Genomic DNA, 16,134 nt, shown 5'->3' with positions numbered 1-16,134 from the left:
ATGTCAAGTGTAAATAGTTTGAGATTAACAGGACTTGCAACTGGTATGGATACAGAAACCATGATAAAGGAAATGCTTGCAGGAGAACAAAAAAAGGTAGATACAGCTAAGCAAAAAGAACAAACTATAAAATGGCAACAAGAAATATATAGAGAAGTTATAAAAGATGTGAAAGATATTAGCGAGAAATATTTTTCAGTATCGTCAAAGAATTCTTTAACAACTAGTAGTGCATGGAATACATTATCTTTAACAAGTTCTGACTCGAGTATATTAACTGCTAAAGGTAATGCAGGTGCTAATAAGATTGATTATAAATTTAATATTGAAAAATTAGCTGAAGCTCCTAAAGCTACATCATCACAAGCTGCTAATGGTAAAGAGATTAAAAAAGATAGCAAGTTATCTGAATTGGGATTAGCATCAGAAACTAAATTTAAAATAAATTTAGGGAAAGATTCTAATTCAAAAGATATAACTATAGGACCGGATGATACTATAGATTCTCTAGTAAGTAAGATAAACAATAGTATGAGTGGAGATGTTAAAGCTTCATTTAGTGAAATGACTGGTGAATTTACTATTGAATCAGCTAAAGAAGGTAAAGATAGTGAATTAAAAATATTAAATGAAGATGGAAGTATATCTAACTCTCTAGACTTTTTAGGGTTAAAGACAAAATCATATGAACTTGAATCTGATGGAAGTTTCAAGCTGGATGGAAGTGGAAAGCCTAAACTTACTGAACTTGAATTTAAAGGTAGCGCTGTAGGTAGCAACTCTATAATTCAAGTATCTTCAAAGGACGGATCGTTTACGAAGACTCTAAATGAAAAATCAAATTCATTTACAATAGATGGAGTTACATATAACGTACATTCAACAGGTAGTACCGACATTACATCTAAACAAGATGTTCAACCAGTAGTAGAAAATATGAAATCATTTGTTGAAGAATATAATAAACTAATGGACAAGGTATACAAACTTGTAATGGAGAAAAAGTCAGCAGACTATAAACCTTTAACAGAAGCTCAAAAAGAAGATATGAGTGAAAAAGAAATAGAAAAATGGGAAAAGAAAGCCAAAGAAGGTATACTTAGAAATGACTCTGAAATGAGAAAGTTTATGTCAGATATGCAAAAGTCTATATTTGGAGATAAAATGGGAGTTTTAAGTGAGATGGGCTTAACTAGCCATGAAGATTATACCAAAAGAGGACAAATCGCGTTAAATGAATCTAAATTTACAAAAGCTTTAGAAACTAATTCTACTAGAGTATATGAAGTATTTGCTAAAGACAGTTCCAGTGTATTAGAAAATATGAAAAATACTATGAATAAGTATGTAGGAGGTTCATCATCTATATTTGCAAAAAAAGCAGGGCTAGAGAAAACGGCATCTGCAGTAAGAAACTTTTATTCGGATCAACTAAAGAAGCAAGCAGAAAATATAAAAAATATTACAAGAAAGATGGATGCAAAAGAAAATGCACTGTATAAAAAATTTGCAAAATTAGAATCAAGTATTAATAAACTTAATGCGCAAATGAATTATCTTTCACAAATGTAGGTTTGGTGAAAGATATGAAAGAAATTGTAAAACTGTATAAAGATATATCTTTAGAAATAATTGAATGTATAAATAAATCAGAATTAGATAAAGTAGATAGTCTTTTAAATAAAAGACAAGAAATACTAGAAAGTGAAATTAATAAATCAGAATTAAAAAAATTACTAATAGATAATAAAATATTAGATATAGATAAAAAAATACATAATTTATTAAATGAAAATATAGATAAAGTTAAAGATGAAATTAAAGAACATAAAGTGTCTAAACAGGCAAATAACAACTATTCATATTTTAATAAAGAAAAATTAAATATTTTTAATAAAAAAGTGTAAAGTTTTATTAAAATATATCGATATATTATATTGTAAGGGATACTTAGTTAAGTATTTTTACATAAATTAAAAGACATGGATGTCATTAAAAAAACTAAGGAGGGTAACATAATGAGAATAAACACTAATATGAATGCTATGATAGCATTAAACCAAATGGGAAAAAATGTAGGATTATCTGGTAAGTCAATGAATAAATTATCTTCAGGAGAAAGAATAAACAAAGCTGGAGATGATGCAGCAGGTCTTGCAATATCAGAAAAAATGAGAAGCCAATTAAGAGGATTAGAACAAGCATCTAGAAATACTCAAGATGGTATATCAGTAGTTCAAACAGCAGAAGGTGCTATGGAAGAAGTTGGAAACATAGCTCAAAGAATGAGAGAATTATCTGTTCAATCTGCAAATGAAACTAACACTGCAGAAGATAGATCTAAGATAACAGAAGAATTATCACAATTACATGATGAAATAAACAGAATAGCTGATTCTACTGAATTCAATAAGAAAAACTTATTAAATGGAACTGATTCAATAGGGAAAACTATAGATGTTAAAATGGAAGCTGGTATGGCTGATAAATACTCTGTAGATGGTATAGAGGGATTAGGACTTAAAGGAGATGTAAAATTAACTACAGCTGCTTCTGGTGCAGCAGGTAAAATAACTCTTAAAGTTGGAGCTGATACATTTGAATTAGATGGAGTTACTGCTCTTGGTGGTACTGCTGGTGCTGTGGCTAAAGGAGACTACACTTTAACTAAAGCAGGTTCAACTGAAACTATAAAAGTTACTATAAAAGAAGATATGGCAGCGGTTTTAGCTGAGACTAAAATAGCAACATCAGCTGAAGGAGATATAAAAGGTCAATCTATAAACTTACAAGTTGGAGCAAACACTACAGATTCTCAAAAACTTAATGTTAAAGTACAAAATGTAAATACAGAATCTTTAGGATTAGGTGCTGATAAAAAGGCTATAGAAAAGATGAACAAAGAAGGAAATGATGGAACTGTTGCAGCTAGAGCTATGATAGATTCTTTAGATAAAGCATTAGAAACAATAAATACTTCAAGAGCTAACTTAGGAGCAACTCAAAATAGATTAGAAACTGCTCAATCTAACTTAAGTACTTCAAGTGAAAACTTAACAGCAGCAGAATCAAGAATAAGAGACGTAGATGTTGCTAAAGAAATGATGAACTTATCTAAGTTAAACTTATTAACTCAAGCTTCTCAGGCTATGATGGCTCAAGCTAAATCTCAGCCAGAAGGTGTAATGCAATTATTAAGATAATTGTATCTACAATTTAACAAAAATAGACATAATTTTAAATTATGTCTATTTTTGTTTTAATTATAAAGAAAAATTAAATATTTTTAATAAAAAAGTGTAAAGTTTCATTAAAATATATCGATATATTATATTGTAAGAGATACTTAACTAAGTATCTTTACATAAATTAAAAGATATGGATGTCATTAAAAAAAACTAAGGAGGGTAACATAATGAGAATAAACACTAATATGAATGCTATGATAGCATTAAACCAAATGGGAAAAAATGTAGGATTATCTGGTAAGTCAATGAATAAATTATCTTCAGGAGAAAGAATAAATAAAGCTGGAGATGATGCAGCAGGTCTTGCAATATCAGAAAAAATGAGAAGCCAATTAAGAGGATTAGAACAAGCATCTAGAAATACTCAAGATGGTATATCAGTAGTTCAAACAGCAGAAGGTGCTATGGAAGAAGTTGGAAACATAGCTCAAAGAATGAGAGAATTATCTGTTCAATCTGCAAATGAAACTAACACAGCAGAAGATAGATCTAAGATAACAGAAGAATTATCACAATTACATGATGAAATAAACAGAATAGCTGATTCTACTGAATTCAATAAGAAAAACTTATTAAATGGAACTGATTCAATAGGGAAAACTATAGATGTTAAAATGGAAGCTGGTGCAGGAGATAACTACTCTGTAGACGGTATAGAAGGATTAGGACTTAAAGGAGATATAAAATTAGTTACAGATGCTGGTACTGGTGCTACAAGTAAAATAACTCTTAAAGTTGGAGCTGATACATTTGAATTAGACGGAGTAGGTGCAGATGCTACTGGTATAGTAAAGGCAGGAGATTATACATTAAAGAAAGCTTCAGGAGAAACTGTAAAACTTACTATAAAAGCAGATATGACAGCGAAGGCAGCAGATGTTAAGATAGGAGCATCAGCTGAAGGAGACATAAAAGGTCAATCTATAAACCTACAAGTTGGAGCAAACACTACAGATTCTCAAAAACTTAATGTTAAAGTACAAAATGTAAATACAGAATCTTTAGGATTAGGTGCTGATAAAAAAGCTATAGAAAAGATGAACAAAGAAGGAAATGATGGAACTGTTGCAGCTAGAGCTATGATAGATTCTTTAGATAAAGCATTAGAAACAATAAATACTTCAAGAGCTAACTTAGGAGCAACTCAAAATAGATTAGAAACTGCTCAATCTAACTTAAGTACTTCAAGTGAAAACTTAACAGCAGCAGAATCAAGAATAAGAGACGTAGATGTTGCTAAAGAAATGATGAACTTATCTAAGTTAAACTTATTAACTCAAGCTTCTCAAGCTATGATGGCTCAAGCTAAAGCTCAGCCAGAAGGTGTAATGCAATTATTAAGATAATTGTAGCTATAATTTAACAAAAATAGACATAATTTTGAATTATGTCTATTTTTAATTTAATTATATTATAAAGAAAAATTAAATATTTTAATAAAAAAGCGTAAAGTTTTATTAAAATATGTCGATATATTATATTGTAAGGGATACTTAACAAAGTATTTTTACATAAATTAAAAGACATGGATGTCGTTAAAAAACTAAGGAGGGTAACAAAATGAGAATAAACACTAATATGAATGCTATGATAGCATTAAACCAAATGGGAAAAAATGTAGGATTATCTGGTAAGTCAATGAACAAATTATCTTCAGGAGAAAGAATAAACAAAGCTGGAGATGATGCAGCAGGTCTTGCAATATCAGAAAAAATGAGAAGCCAATTAAGAGGATTAGAACAAGCGTCTAGAAATACTCAAGATGGTATATCAGTAGTTCAAACAGCAGAAGGTGCTATGGAAGAAGTTGGAAACATAGCTCAAAGAATGAGAGAATTATCTGTTCAATCTGCAAATGAAACTAACACTGCAGAAGATAGATCTAAGATAACAGAAGAATTATCACAATTACATGATGAAATAAATAGAATAGCTGATTCAACTGAATTCAATAAGAAAAACTTATTAAACGGAACTGATTCAATAGGAAAAACTATAGATGTTAAAATGGAAGCTGCAGCTGCTGATAAATACTCTGTAGATGGTTTAGAAGCATTAGGACTTAAAGGAGATGTTGAATTAACTATAGCAGATAGTGGTGCTAAAAATAAAATTACTTTAGAAGTTGGAGGAAAGACTTTTGAAGTAGATGGTGTAGGTACAGCAGCCCATGATATAGCTGCAGGATCAGTATTCACTTTAAAAGATACAGCTAGTACTGATACTATAACAGTTACTATGAAAGAAGCTGTTACAGCAGTAGCAGCTAAAGCTAAAATAGCAACATCAGCTGAAACTGATATAAAAGGTCAATCTATAAACTTACAAGTTGGAGCGAATACTACAGATTCTCAAAAACTTAATGTTAAAGTACAAAATGTAAGTACAGAAACTTTAGGATTAGGTGCTGATAAAAAGGCTATAGAAAAGATGAACAAAGAAGGAAATGATGGAACTGTTGCAGCTAGAGCTATGATAGATTCTTTAGATAAAGCGTTAGAAACAATAAATACTTCAAGAGCTAACTTAGGAGCAACTCAAAATAGATTAGAAACTGCTCAATCTAACTTAAGTACTTCAAGTGAAAACTTAACAGCAGCAGAATCAAGAATAAGAGACGTAGATGTTGCTAAAGAAATGATGAACTTATCTAAGTTAAACTTATTAACTCAAGCTTCTCAAGCTATGATGGCTCAAGCTAAAGCTCAACCAGAAGGTGTAATGCAATTATTAAGATAATTGTAACTACAATTTAACAAAAATAGACATAATTTAAAATTATGTCTATTTTTATTTTGATTATAAAAAAATAATAAAAAAAGTGTAAAGTTTTATTAAAATATGTCGATATATTATATTGTAAGTGATACTTAACTAAGTATTTTTACATAAATTAAAAGACATGGATGTCATTAAAAAAAACTAAGGAGGGTAACATAATGAGAATAAACACTAATATGAATGCTATGATAGCATTAAACCAAATGGGAAAAAATGTAGGATTATCTGGTAAGTCAATGAATAAATTATCTTCAGGAGAAAGAATAAACAAAGCTGGAGATGATGCAGCAGGTCTTGCAATATCAGAAAAAATGAGAAGTCAATTAAGAGGATTAGAACAAGCATCTAGAAATACTCAAGATGGTATATCAGTAGTTCAAACAGCAGAAGGTGCTATGGAAGAAGTTGGAAACATAGCTCAAAGAATGAGAGAATTATCTGTTCAATCTGCAAATGAAACTAACACTGCAGAAGATAGATCTAAGATAACAGAAGAATTATCACAATTACATGATGAAATAAACAGAATAGCTGATTCAACTGAATTCAATAAGAAAAACTTATTAAACGGAACTGATTCAATAGGAAAAACTATAGATGTTAAAATGGAAGCTGGTATGGCTGATAAATACTCTGTAGAGGGTATAAAAGAATTAGGTCTTAAAGGTGATGTAAAATTAACTACTGCTGCTGGTACTGGTGGTAAAAGTAAAATAACTCTTAAAGTTGGAGCTACTGATACATTTGAATTAGATTCAGTAGGTGCAGATGCTACTGGTAAAATAAAAGCAGGAGATTATACATTAAAGAAAACAGGTTCAACTGAGACTATAAAAATTACTATAAAAGCAGATATGACAGCGGCATCAACAGATGAAAAATTAGCAGTATCAGCTGAAGGAGATATAAAAGGTCAATCTATAAACTTACAGGTTGGAGCTAACACTACAGATTCTCAAAAACTTAATGTTAAAGTACAAAATGTAAATACAGAATCTTTAGGATTAGGTGCTGATAAAAAAGCTATAGAAAAGATGAACAAAGAAGGAAATGATGGAACTGTTGCAGCTAGAGCTATGATAGATTCTTTAGATAAAGCATTAGAAACAATAAATACTTCAAGAGCTAACTTAGGAGCAACTCAAAATAGATTAGAAACTGCTCAATCTAACTTAAGTACTTCAAGTGAAAACTTAACAGCAGCAGAATCAAGAATAAGGGACGTAGATGTTGCTAAAGAAATGATGAACTTATCTAAGTTAAACTTATTAACTCAAGCTTCTCAAGCTATGATGGCTCAAGCTAAATCTCAGCCAGAAGGTGTAATGCAATTATTAAGATAATTGTAGTTACAATTTAACAAAAATAGACATAATTCCAAATTATGTCTATTTTTGATTTAATTATAAATAAATGAAAAATATTTTTATATTCTAGTGTATATATGTACATATTTTCCCATATATATGTACATATATATGGGAAAATATGTTATAATATAAGCATAGATGTTAGAATATGTATAAAAAGAACTAAAAATAAAATTTAATAGGCAAACCTAGGGAAATCTAGGGACGCAAAACTATAGGGGCTAACGTTTTTAACTATGCCAGCCAGCTGCCGAAGAGTTAATAGACTTTTTGTTATCATTTTGATATGAAAAAATACTCTGCTGCAGAGTATTTTTTTTATATTAAAACTACTAATTATAATTGCTATAACAAATTTAAAAATAATAAATTTATACAAACACGGAGAAATAATTAGAAACTGATATATTTTGTCGGAAAAAATACAAATATGATAAAAAATATAAATATATTAGGAAAAAGTATGAAAAATATTGACAAAAAATGAAAAAATTGATAAAAATTGATAAAATTTGTAAATTTTTGTTAGAATCCATACAATTATCTCGAAAAAAGAGTTATAATATATATTAGATATGATTTAGGAAGAATAATCCAAACATAAGTATATAAAAGTGTAGTGTAAAAGTATTTTTAATTTTGTTCTAGTTTTGTGGATTGTATTACACACGAATTATAATACCATGAAATAATATAGACTACTCTTTCTGAGTAGTTTTTTTAGATTAAAAAATAGGAGGAGTTATGAGTATATACAATTTATTAAAAGTTGGTTTAGATGCAACAGACTTAAGAAATAAAGTTATTTCAAATAATGTGGCAAATATAAATACGCCAAATTATAAAAGAAAGTATGTGAGTTTTGAAGACAGTCTAAAAGGCAAAATGGATGATAAGGCTAAAATAGAGGTTAAGGCAGATGATACTTCAATAGTTAGATTAGATGGTAATAATGTTGATTTAGAAAGTGAAAAGGTAAATCAGGCAGCGACAACTCTTCAATATAATGCCCTAGTTAATATAACTAATATTAAGTTAGCAATGATCAAGAGTGTAATATCAGGGAGGTAATTAAATGAATATTTTTAGTGGGATGAGAATAAGTGCAAGTGGACTTTCAGCAGAAAGAATGAGAATTGACACTATATCATCAAATGTAGCAAATCTAAAGACGACAAGAACTGAAAATGGGGGAGCTTATAGACGAAAAGTAGCAGTATTTCAAGAAAACTTTGATGAGAAATTAGGGATGTTAGGTGTAAAAACGGTAGCAATAGAAGAAGATAAATCTCCATTAAGAAAACTATATAAACCAGATCATCCGGATGCAGATGCTCAAGGATATGTTGAATATCCAAATGTTGATATTCTTACAGAACGAGCAGATGTATTATCAGCAATTAGAAGTTATGAATCTAATGTTGAGACTTTGAATGCTCAAAAGAATATAATTTCAAAGGCATTAGAAATAGGAAGATAAATATAAATTTGGAGGAAGTTATGCAATCAATTACAAGTATAGGGGCAAATTCTAATATATTTGCAAAAGGAATAAAAAATGAAGTAGTAAACACTCAAGAAAAAAATGATTTTTCCCAAATCATAAAAGATGCTATACACAAAGTCAATGATTATCAAGTAAATGCCAATAGTTCTATAGAAGGTCTAGTGAAGGGTGAAGGATCAAGTATGCATAACGTAATGTTAACAATGCAAGAGTCACAAATTTCAATGCAACTAATGCTAGAAATTAGAAATAAACTATATGAGGCTTATCAAGAAGTAAATAGGGTGCAATTGTAGCCTATTGACAAGGAGTATGCAGATGAATTTAAAAGAAATTATACAAAAAATAAAGGATTTTATAAGCACTAAAAAACAACAGTTTCTAGAACTAAAAAAAGAGAAAAAAATAGCAATTATAGTTGCAGTGGTAGCGGGTATATTAGCAGTAGTATTTGGAACAGGTTATTTAAAAGAGAATAAGTATAAAGTACTTTTCTCAGGATTAGATTCTAATGATGCAGCATCTATAACAAAAGAGCTTGAAAGTAAAAAAGTTGATACAAAAATAAAAGGTGATAGTATATATGTACCTAAAGATGAAGTTGATAAATTAAGACTAGAACTATCAAATAATATATCTAATGGATCAAAAGGTTTTGAAATTATGGATGAAGGTTCGTCTTTTGGTATGACAGATGAAGAATTCAAAATAAAGAAGCAAAGAATGGCGCAAGGGGAGATTGAAAAAACAATAAAAACATTCCCTCAAGTTGATAATGCAAGAGTACATATAACTGAAGGAAAAGAGTCTGTATTTGCTAAGGAAAGCGTACCAGGAAAGGCAGCTGTATCTATTGACCTAAAGCCTGGAGAAAGCTTAGAATCTGAACAAATAAGATCGATAATGTCTTTAGTTTCAGCAAGTACTTCTAATGTACCAAAGCAAAATGTAGAAGTTGTAGATCAAAATATGAAGCTTTTATCAGAGGGACTATTTGATGAAGATGGAAAAGTAAAAGCAGCAAGCTCTAATGGGCTAGATATATCTAGAAAAGCAGAAAAAGAATTAAGCTCAGACTTAGAAAGATCTATTATTGGACTTTTAGAACCTATTTTTGGAAAAGGTAAGGTAAAAGCAACTGTTAATGCTGATTTAAACTTCGATACTAGTGAAAAGACAGAAACAGTAGTTGATCCTAATAAAGTTATAGTAAAAGAAGCAAGAAGCAATAACAAAACTACCGAGGCAGCAAACACTGGCGGAGCTGTTGACAATAATATGAATAATGTAGGTAAGGACAATAAATCTACTTTAGATAATAAGGAAGAAAATATAGAATATGAAGTTGGAAAAACAGAGACTAAGACTATAAAAGCTCAAGGTGAAGTAAATAAAATAACTGCATCAGTTGCCATTGACGGAAAAGTAGGAGCAGCAGAAACAAGAAAAATAGAAACTATGGTAGCTAATACTATCGGAATGAATAAAGATAGAGGAGACGATGTAGCAGTAGTATCAATGGACTTTAACATGAATTCATCTAAGGATAATAAGTTAGACATGATAAAAGAAGACGAAGGAATAAAGAAGATGTTAAAGATAACAGGTTTTATAGTAGGAGCGTTATTATTACTTTTAGTAGTGGTACTTACAACTATGTATATACGTAAGAAAAAGGCTTTAAATAAAGAAGAAATATTTGATGAAGAAAATGAAATAGATTTAATAAATCAAAAATTAGAAGAAATGGAACAAAATAGATTAAAGTACGTTGAAGAAGATGATGATAGCATTACATTAGAAGATGAAGTTAGAAATTATGCTTCTGAAAATCCAGAACAAGTAACAGAGTTAATTAAGAGCTGGTTAAACGAGTAGAAGGTGGTTGTTTATTTTGGAAAAGGAAATTAGTAAATCAGGAAATGCATTTGACTTAGGCGATATACCAAAAGTAAGGAAAGTTACTGGATCAAGAAAAGCAGCAGTTCTTTTAATGACTTTAGGTACGGATATATCTGCCGATATAATAAAAAATTTAACTGACAAAAAGATACAAAAGATAGGTGTAGAGATAGCTAATATACACACAGTAAGATCTAGAGAAAGAAGGGAAATCCTTCAAGAATTTATAGAACTTAATAAAGGGAAAGAGTTTGTTTTAGAAGGTGGTATAGATTATGCTAAATCATTGCTTAATGGTGCTTTAGGTAATCAAAGAGCCAATAAGCTTTTAGAGGGGATTAAGTATGATGCTTATACAAAGTTATTTATGTCAGCTAGAAGAGCTGAACCAGAACAAATTCTTTCGTGTATACAAGGAGAGAGTTCTCAAACTATAGCTATAATTCTTTCTCATATTCAACCTGATAAAGCAGCAGTGATTTTAAGTGAGCTACCAGAAAAAATAAAAAATGAAGTGTCTTTAAAAATAGGTAGTATATCATCAATATCTCCAAATATTATAAAGGCTATAGATAAAGCTGTTGAGTATAAGTTATCAAGACTAGGTCAAAGAGAGAAAGAAAGCTCAGGTGGAGTTGATAGCCTAGTAGATATATTAAGTAGTGTAGATAGAAAAACAGAAAAGAGTATTATCAACTACATAGAACAAAAGGATAGTGAGTTAGCTGAAGAAATCAAATCGAATATGTTTATATTTGATGACATTGTTAGACTTGATAACACAGCTATTCAAAGAATACTTAAAGAAGTTAACGTTAAAGATATTGCATTTGCTCTTAAAGGTTCTTCAAAAGATGTTGCAAATGTTATATTTAAAAATCAATCACAAAGGGCATCTCAAGCACTTAAAGAAGAAATTGATTTATTAGGTAAAGTTAAAATATCACAAGTTGAAGAGTCTCAACAAACTATTGTTAATATAGTAAGAAGACTTGAAGATGAAGGTGCAATAACATTATCTAGAGGTTCAGACGATGAATTCGTTATGTAGAGAAAGTAAAATCATAAGTTCTGAAGATATAAATGTTAGAGGAAAAATAACTTTACAAAATAATATTATTAGCAAAGTTAAAATTGAAGAACAAAAAAATTTAGAAGAAGAACTTGTAAAAAAAGAAGAAGAACTAAAAAATAAGATTCTAGAAGCAGAAAATAAATATAAAGAAATGATTTCAAAAGCTAATGAAGAGAGTTTGAATATTATAGAAGAAAGTAAAAATAAAGTTTCAGAAATAGAAAAGAACGCTTATGAGCAAGGTTATAGCCAAGGAAGTAAAAATGGTTATGAAGATGGGTATAAAGAAGCCTATGAAGAAAATGTTGAAAAAGCAAAAACAGATGCCGAAAGTATATTAAATAATGCTAATAATGTTTTAGAAGAAGCTAAAAACTATGTAGTTGAATATTTAAAGGCAAATAAAAATCAAATATTAGGATTAAGTGTAAGCATAGCAGAACAAGTCTTAAGAGAAAAATTTACAGAAACATCTTTTATGGATAATATGATACTTAATGTGATTGAAGAATATGAACTTAAAGAAAACTTTATTATAAAAACAAATTCTATATATAAAGAAAGCTTACAAAAACAAATTTTAGAGCTTAAAGAAAGTTACAAAATTAATGGTGATGTATTTGTCTTAAGTGATGAATCTGTTGAGCAGGGAAATGCAATAATAGAAACTTCTAAAGGGAAATTAATCATTGGAGTTGACTCTGTTTTAAAAGAAATAAAAGAGGAGTTATTATGATTAATATAGATTTTGAAAGATTAGTAAAAAAAGTTAAAGATATACCTGCTATTAGATCTGAGGGAAAAGTTAAAAAAATAATTGGACTTACTGTAGAGGTAGAGGGAATCAAAAGTTTTGTAGGAGAACTATGTACTATATACAATCAATTAGAACATCCGATAGACTGCGAAGTAGTAGGATTTAAGGATGGAGATGTTATACTTATGCCACTTGGAGAATTAACAGGAATTGGACCTGGATGTAGAGTTGTAGCAAGGGGCATACCACTAAGTGTTAAATGTAGTGATGAGTTATTAGGAAGAGTTCTTGATGGAGTTGGAAATCCAATAGATGAAAGTTCTATAACATCAGGAGAAAGATATAGTCTTTTTAATCAACCTCCTGATCCAATGAAAAGAAAAAGAATTACACAGATAATGCCTACAGGAATAAGGGCTATTGATGGATTTTTAACTTGTGGTGAAGGTCAAAGAATAGGTATATTTGCAGGTAGTGGAGTTGGTAAAAGTACTACTTTAGGAATGATTGCAAGAACTGCAAAAGCAGATGTAAACGTAATTGCTCTTATAGGAGAAAGAGGAAGAGAAGTATTAGACTTTATAGAAAGAGACTTAGGTGAAGAAGGTATGAAAAAATCAGTAGTAGTTTGTGCTACTTCTGATAAATCACCACTAGTAAGACTAAAAGGAGCACTAACAGCTACTTCAATAGCTGAATATTTTAGAGATCAAGGTAAAAAAGTTATTTTAATGATGGATTCTGTAACAAGATTTGCCATGGCACAGAGAGAGGTTGGACTTGCTATAGGTGAACCACCTGCACAGAAAGGATATACACCATCGGTATTTGCGATGCTTCCTAAATTAATGGAAAGAACTGGTTTATCTGATAAAGGTTCTATAACAGCTTTTTATACAGTATTAGTTGATGGTGATGATTTTAATGAACCTATAGCGGATACAGTTAGAGGGATTTTAGATGGACATATAGTTTTATCTAGAGAACTAGCACATAAAAATCATTACCCAGCTATAGATATTTTAAATAGTGTTAGTAGACTTATGAATGAGATTTGCGAAGATGACCATAAAAGGTCAGCATCATTTGCAAGAGACATTATTGCAACTTATAAAGAAGCTGAAGACTTGATTAATATAGGAGCATATGAAAAAGGCTCAAATAAAAATATAGATATGTCTATTACATATATAGATAAAATAAATAGTTTTTTAAAACAAAGAGTAGAAGAAAATACATCCTTTGATGATAGTAAGCAAATGCTAAGCACCATGTTCGACTAAAGGAGAGATGACTAAGTGGAGAAATTTAAATTCAGGCTTCAAAAAGTATTAGATATAAAGGTTAAAAATGAAGAAGAAAGTAAGCTGAAATATACCAAAGCTCAAAGTAAGAAGCGAACGGTTGAACAAAGTTTATCTAATTTACAACTAAGCTATAGTAAGCATTCAGACATAAGTAATATTAAGGATGTTATTACACAAAAAATAACCATTAATTATCTAGCTCATTTGACACAGTCTATAAAATCTACGTCAGAGCAGTTGGAAGAAGAAAAGATTAAGGTTAAGGAAGCAAAAGATGATTTTATAGAAAAGCAGATAGAGCGAAAATCTTTAGAAAAACTTAAAGAAAATAAAATCGAAAAATTAAGAAAAGAAGAAGAAAGAAAAGAACAAATAATTAATGATGAATTTGCATTATATGCATTTATAAGAAATAGAGTAGAGTTGGCATAAAAGGATGGTTAATATGGACTTAAATATATCAACAGAAATTTTAAATAGCTTACCGAATTTAATTGACTTGCAAGATATTAATAAGAGCAGCTCAGTATTTCAAGATATTTTAAATGATTCAATAAATATTGGTGATCTAATAGATTTAAAAGAGGATTTAAACTTAGAAATAAAAAAAGATGATGATGACTTGACTAATTATGAATTGCTTCAAGGTATGTTAGTTAATTTAAAAACTATAGATTTTGAAGAGTTTGTAAAAGTAAAGGATGATATATCTTTAAATTTGGAACAATTTACTGAAAATAATGATGCTATTACAAAGCTTTCAGATAAAGAGGTTGAGGTTTTAGGTAAATTAAACAAGTTATTAGATGAAATTAAAACAGATAAAAACTTTTTGATAGATATAAAAGACTTAGAAGTAAAACAAAAAAAATTTACTTTAATAAAAGAAGACTTAAAAGAGTTAAATTCAGATACAAATTTATCAGATAAAAAACTTTTAGTAAAAACAGACCATAAGAGTTTAAGTTTAGGTGTAAAAGAAGAACTTTATAAGCTTGAATCATATGACAAATTTGAAATTAGTAGCTTATATAATAAAAAAAATATACTGAAAAATAACATAGATTCTGATCCTAGTAATAAGGACTTAAAAACCCTAGAGAGCATTTTAGACAAGGATGATAATAATAATAATTTTATTGTACAAAGTAGCAATTTACATCCTACTAATTTAAATATTAAAAAGGATATAAGTTTAAAAGAATTGCCAGTTAATGAGATAAGGAAAGAATTTATAAGCGAAGATATTATAAAAACTGTTAAATATTTAAAAGCAAATAATATGGAAGAAATAAATATAAAAATAAGTCCAAGAGAATTAGGAGATATGACAATAAAGCTTGTAAAGAATCCAGAAGAGACAAAAGTATTGATTACTATAAGTAAAGATGATGTATTTGAATTGGTACACAAAAATACTCATGAGATAGTAAAACATTTAACTGATGCCAATATAAAGGTTAAAGAAGTGGTTGTAGATATAAAAAGTAATAATGATAAATTTTTCTCTAGTAATCTAAATCAAGAATTTAGTAGAAAAAATCAAGAAAATAAAAAGAGAAGAAATAAATACGAATCATCTTCTATTGAAGAAATAGATACTACAAAAGAAGATAGGATAGATGAAGATAATATAAATATATTAATTTAGAGGTGTGGGTATGAATAATGTAATAGCTCAAGGGAAAGAAATAACCCCGATTAAGAATAAGTCTTATGACAAAACTGAAAAGGGAACACCAATAGTTATGCCAGGGCAAGAAATGAATAAAAATATGTTCTTCAAACTGTTATCTGCTCAAATGTCAAATCCGGATCCAATGAATCAGCAAGATCCTACTCAATATGTAACACAGTTGGCTCAATTTACTATGTTAGAAGAGATGATGTCTTTTAATCAAGGAATGGAGTATCTTATAGGGATGCAAAATGGACTTCTTGCAAATTCTGCTTTAAGTACAGCATCATCTTTGATAGATAAGAATGTAGAAGTATATGCACCAGTGGAAGAGGGAGCTGAATCTGAAGATACTCCAAAAACTTATACAGGTAATGTTAAAGGAGTACATATTAAAGAGGGAATTGTTTACTTAGATATTAAATTAGATGAAACTGGAGAGACAAAATCATTTGAATATGGATCTCTTAAAAAAATAAATGAAAATGTAGAAAAAAAGGGAGAATAAA

Annotated in this window: 16 protein-coding genes and 1 riboswitch; all 16 genes read left to right on the top strand. The window is 29.3% G+C overall.

Going from position 1 to position 16,134, the window contains the following annotated elements; all coding sequences use genetic code 11:
* The 16 genes from fliD to JNUCC81_RS13825 all read left to right on the top strand — a co-directional run bounded on the left by fliD (position 1) and on the right by JNUCC81_RS13825 (position 16,133).
* Positions 1-1,572, top strand: coding sequence for a flagellar filament capping protein FliD (fliD, locus tag JNUCC81_RS13900; RefSeq protein ID WP_454094033.1), 1,572 nt, complete (start codon positions 1-3; stop codon positions 1,570-1,572).
* A 14-nt stretch (positions 1,573-1,586) separates the two neighbouring features.
* Entirely contained in the window at positions 1,587-1,907 is a 321-nt protein-coding gene (locus tag JNUCC81_RS13895; protein ID WP_454094032.1) for a flagellar protein FliT, read from the top strand.
* A gap of 111 nt (positions 1,908-2,018) precedes the next feature.
* A complete protein-coding gene (gene flgL / locus JNUCC81_RS13890) occupies positions 2,019-3,203 on the top strand; it encodes a flagellar hook-associated protein FlgL (RefSeq protein ID WP_454094031.1) in 1,185 nt (394 codons plus the stop codon).
* A 212-nt stretch (positions 3,204-3,415) separates the two neighbouring features.
* Complete coding sequence (gene flgL / locus JNUCC81_RS13885) at positions 3,416-4,594, top strand: flagellar hook-associated protein FlgL (RefSeq protein ID WP_454094030.1); 1,179 nt, start codon at positions 3,416-3,418, stop codon at positions 4,592-4,594.
* Between the two features lie 214 nt (positions 4,595-4,808).
* Positions 4,809-5,987, top strand: a complete 1,179-nt coding sequence (gene flgL / locus JNUCC81_RS13880; protein WP_454094029.1) for a flagellar hook-associated protein FlgL — start codon at positions 4,809-4,811, stop codon at positions 5,985-5,987.
* Positions 5,988-6,187: 200 nt separating this feature from the next.
* Positions 6,188-7,372, top strand: coding sequence for a flagellar hook-associated protein FlgL (gene flgL / locus JNUCC81_RS13875; RefSeq protein ID WP_454094028.1), 1,185 nt, complete (start codon positions 6,188-6,190; stop codon positions 7,370-7,372).
* 198 nt (positions 7,373-7,570) lie between these two features.
* Positions 7,571-7,654: riboswitch (cyclic di-GMP riboswitch) on the top strand.
* Positions 7,655-8,143: 489 nt separating this feature from the next.
* On the top strand, positions 8,144-8,470 hold the full coding sequence (flgB, locus tag JNUCC81_RS13870) for a flagellar basal body rod protein FlgB (RefSeq protein WP_454094027.1): 327 nt from the start codon (positions 8,144-8,146) through the stop codon (positions 8,468-8,470).
* Positions 8,471-8,474: 4 nt separating this feature from the next.
* Positions 8,475-8,879, top strand: coding sequence for a flagellar basal body rod protein FlgC (gene flgC, locus JNUCC81_RS13865; RefSeq protein ID WP_454094026.1), 405 nt, complete (start codon positions 8,475-8,477; stop codon positions 8,877-8,879).
* A gap of 20 nt (positions 8,880-8,899) precedes the next feature.
* On the top strand, positions 8,900-9,202 hold the full coding sequence (gene fliE / locus JNUCC81_RS13860; RefSeq protein WP_454094025.1) for a flagellar hook-basal body complex protein FliE: 303 nt from the start codon (positions 8,900-8,902) through the stop codon (positions 9,200-9,202).
* A gap of 22 nt (positions 9,203-9,224) precedes the next feature.
* Positions 9,225-10,784, top strand: a complete 1,560-nt coding sequence (gene fliF / locus JNUCC81_RS13855) for a flagellar basal-body MS-ring/collar protein FliF (RefSeq protein WP_454094024.1) — start codon at positions 9,225-9,227, stop codon at positions 10,782-10,784.
* Between the two features lie 16 nt (positions 10,785-10,800).
* A complete protein-coding gene (gene fliG, locus JNUCC81_RS13850) occupies positions 10,801-11,859 on the top strand; it encodes a flagellar motor switch protein FliG (RefSeq protein WP_454094023.1) in 1,059 nt (352 codons plus the stop codon).
* On the top strand, positions 11,843-12,619 hold the full coding sequence (locus JNUCC81_RS13845; protein WP_454094022.1) for a FliH/SctL family protein: 777 nt from the start codon (positions 11,843-11,845) through the stop codon (positions 12,617-12,619). Before fliG ends, JNUCC81_RS13845 begins: the two co-directional genes overlap by 17 nt.
* A complete protein-coding gene (gene fliI / locus JNUCC81_RS13840) occupies positions 12,616-13,923 on the top strand; it encodes a flagellar protein export ATPase FliI (protein WP_454094021.1) in 1,308 nt (435 codons plus the stop codon). The genes JNUCC81_RS13845 and fliI overlap by 4 nt, the downstream gene beginning before the upstream one ends.
* Positions 13,924-13,938: 15 nt before the next feature.
* Complete coding sequence (gene fliJ, locus JNUCC81_RS13835) at positions 13,939-14,379, top strand: flagellar export protein FliJ (protein WP_454094020.1); 441 nt, start codon at positions 13,939-13,941, stop codon at positions 14,377-14,379.
* Positions 14,380-14,392: 13 nt separating this feature from the next.
* Entirely contained in the window at positions 14,393-15,598 is a 1,206-nt protein-coding gene (locus JNUCC81_RS13830) for a flagellar hook-length control protein FliK (protein ID WP_454094019.1), read from the top strand.
* Positions 15,599-15,608: 10 nt separating this feature from the next.
* Positions 15,609-16,133, top strand: a complete 525-nt coding sequence (locus tag JNUCC81_RS13825; RefSeq protein ID WP_454094018.1) for a flagellar hook assembly protein FlgD — start codon at positions 15,609-15,611, stop codon at positions 16,131-16,133.
* Position 16,134 lies beyond the last annotated feature (1 nt).

Source organism: Faecalimicrobium sp. JNUCC 81, from assembly GCF_053667625.1.
Note: the sequence above shows the minus strand (reverse complement) of the source record. Positions and strands in the feature narration are given on the sequence as shown.

Coding starts and splice junctions, on each gene's coding strand:
- fliD (WP_454094033.1), top strand. CDS start 1: ATGTCAAGTGTAAATAGTTTGAGATTAACAGGACTTGCAACTGGTATG.
- fliE (WP_454094025.1), top strand. CDS start 8,900: ATGCAATCAATTACAAGTATAGGGGCAAATTCTAATATATTTGCAAAA.
- fliI (WP_454094021.1), top strand. CDS start 12,616: ATGATTAATATAGATTTTGAAAGATTAGTAAAAAAAGTTAAAGATATA.
- fliF (WP_454094024.1), top strand. CDS start 9,225: ATGAATTTAAAAGAAATTATACAAAAAATAAAGGATTTTATAAGCACT.
- JNUCC81_RS13830 (WP_454094019.1), top strand. CDS start 14,393: ATGGACTTAAATATATCAACAGAAATTTTAAATAGCTTACCGAATTTA.
- flgL (WP_454094030.1), top strand. CDS start 3,416: ATGAGAATAAACACTAATATGAATGCTATGATAGCATTAAACCAAATG.
- flgL (WP_454094031.1), top strand. CDS start 2,019: ATGAGAATAAACACTAATATGAATGCTATGATAGCATTAAACCAAATG.
- JNUCC81_RS13845 (WP_454094022.1), top strand. CDS start 11,843: ATGAATTCGTTATGTAGAGAAAGTAAAATCATAAGTTCTGAAGATATA.
- JNUCC81_RS13895 (WP_454094032.1), top strand. CDS start 1,587: ATGAAAGAAATTGTAAAACTGTATAAAGATATATCTTTAGAAATAATT.
- flgL (WP_454094029.1), top strand. CDS start 4,809: ATGAGAATAAACACTAATATGAATGCTATGATAGCATTAAACCAAATG.
- flgB (WP_454094027.1), top strand. CDS start 8,144: ATGAGTATATACAATTTATTAAAAGTTGGTTTAGATGCAACAGACTTA.
- JNUCC81_RS13825 (WP_454094018.1), top strand. CDS start 15,609: ATGAATAATGTAATAGCTCAAGGGAAAGAAATAACCCCGATTAAGAAT.
- flgL (WP_454094028.1), top strand. CDS start 6,188: ATGAGAATAAACACTAATATGAATGCTATGATAGCATTAAACCAAATG.
- flgC (WP_454094026.1), top strand. CDS start 8,475: ATGAATATTTTTAGTGGGATGAGAATAAGTGCAAGTGGACTTTCAGCA.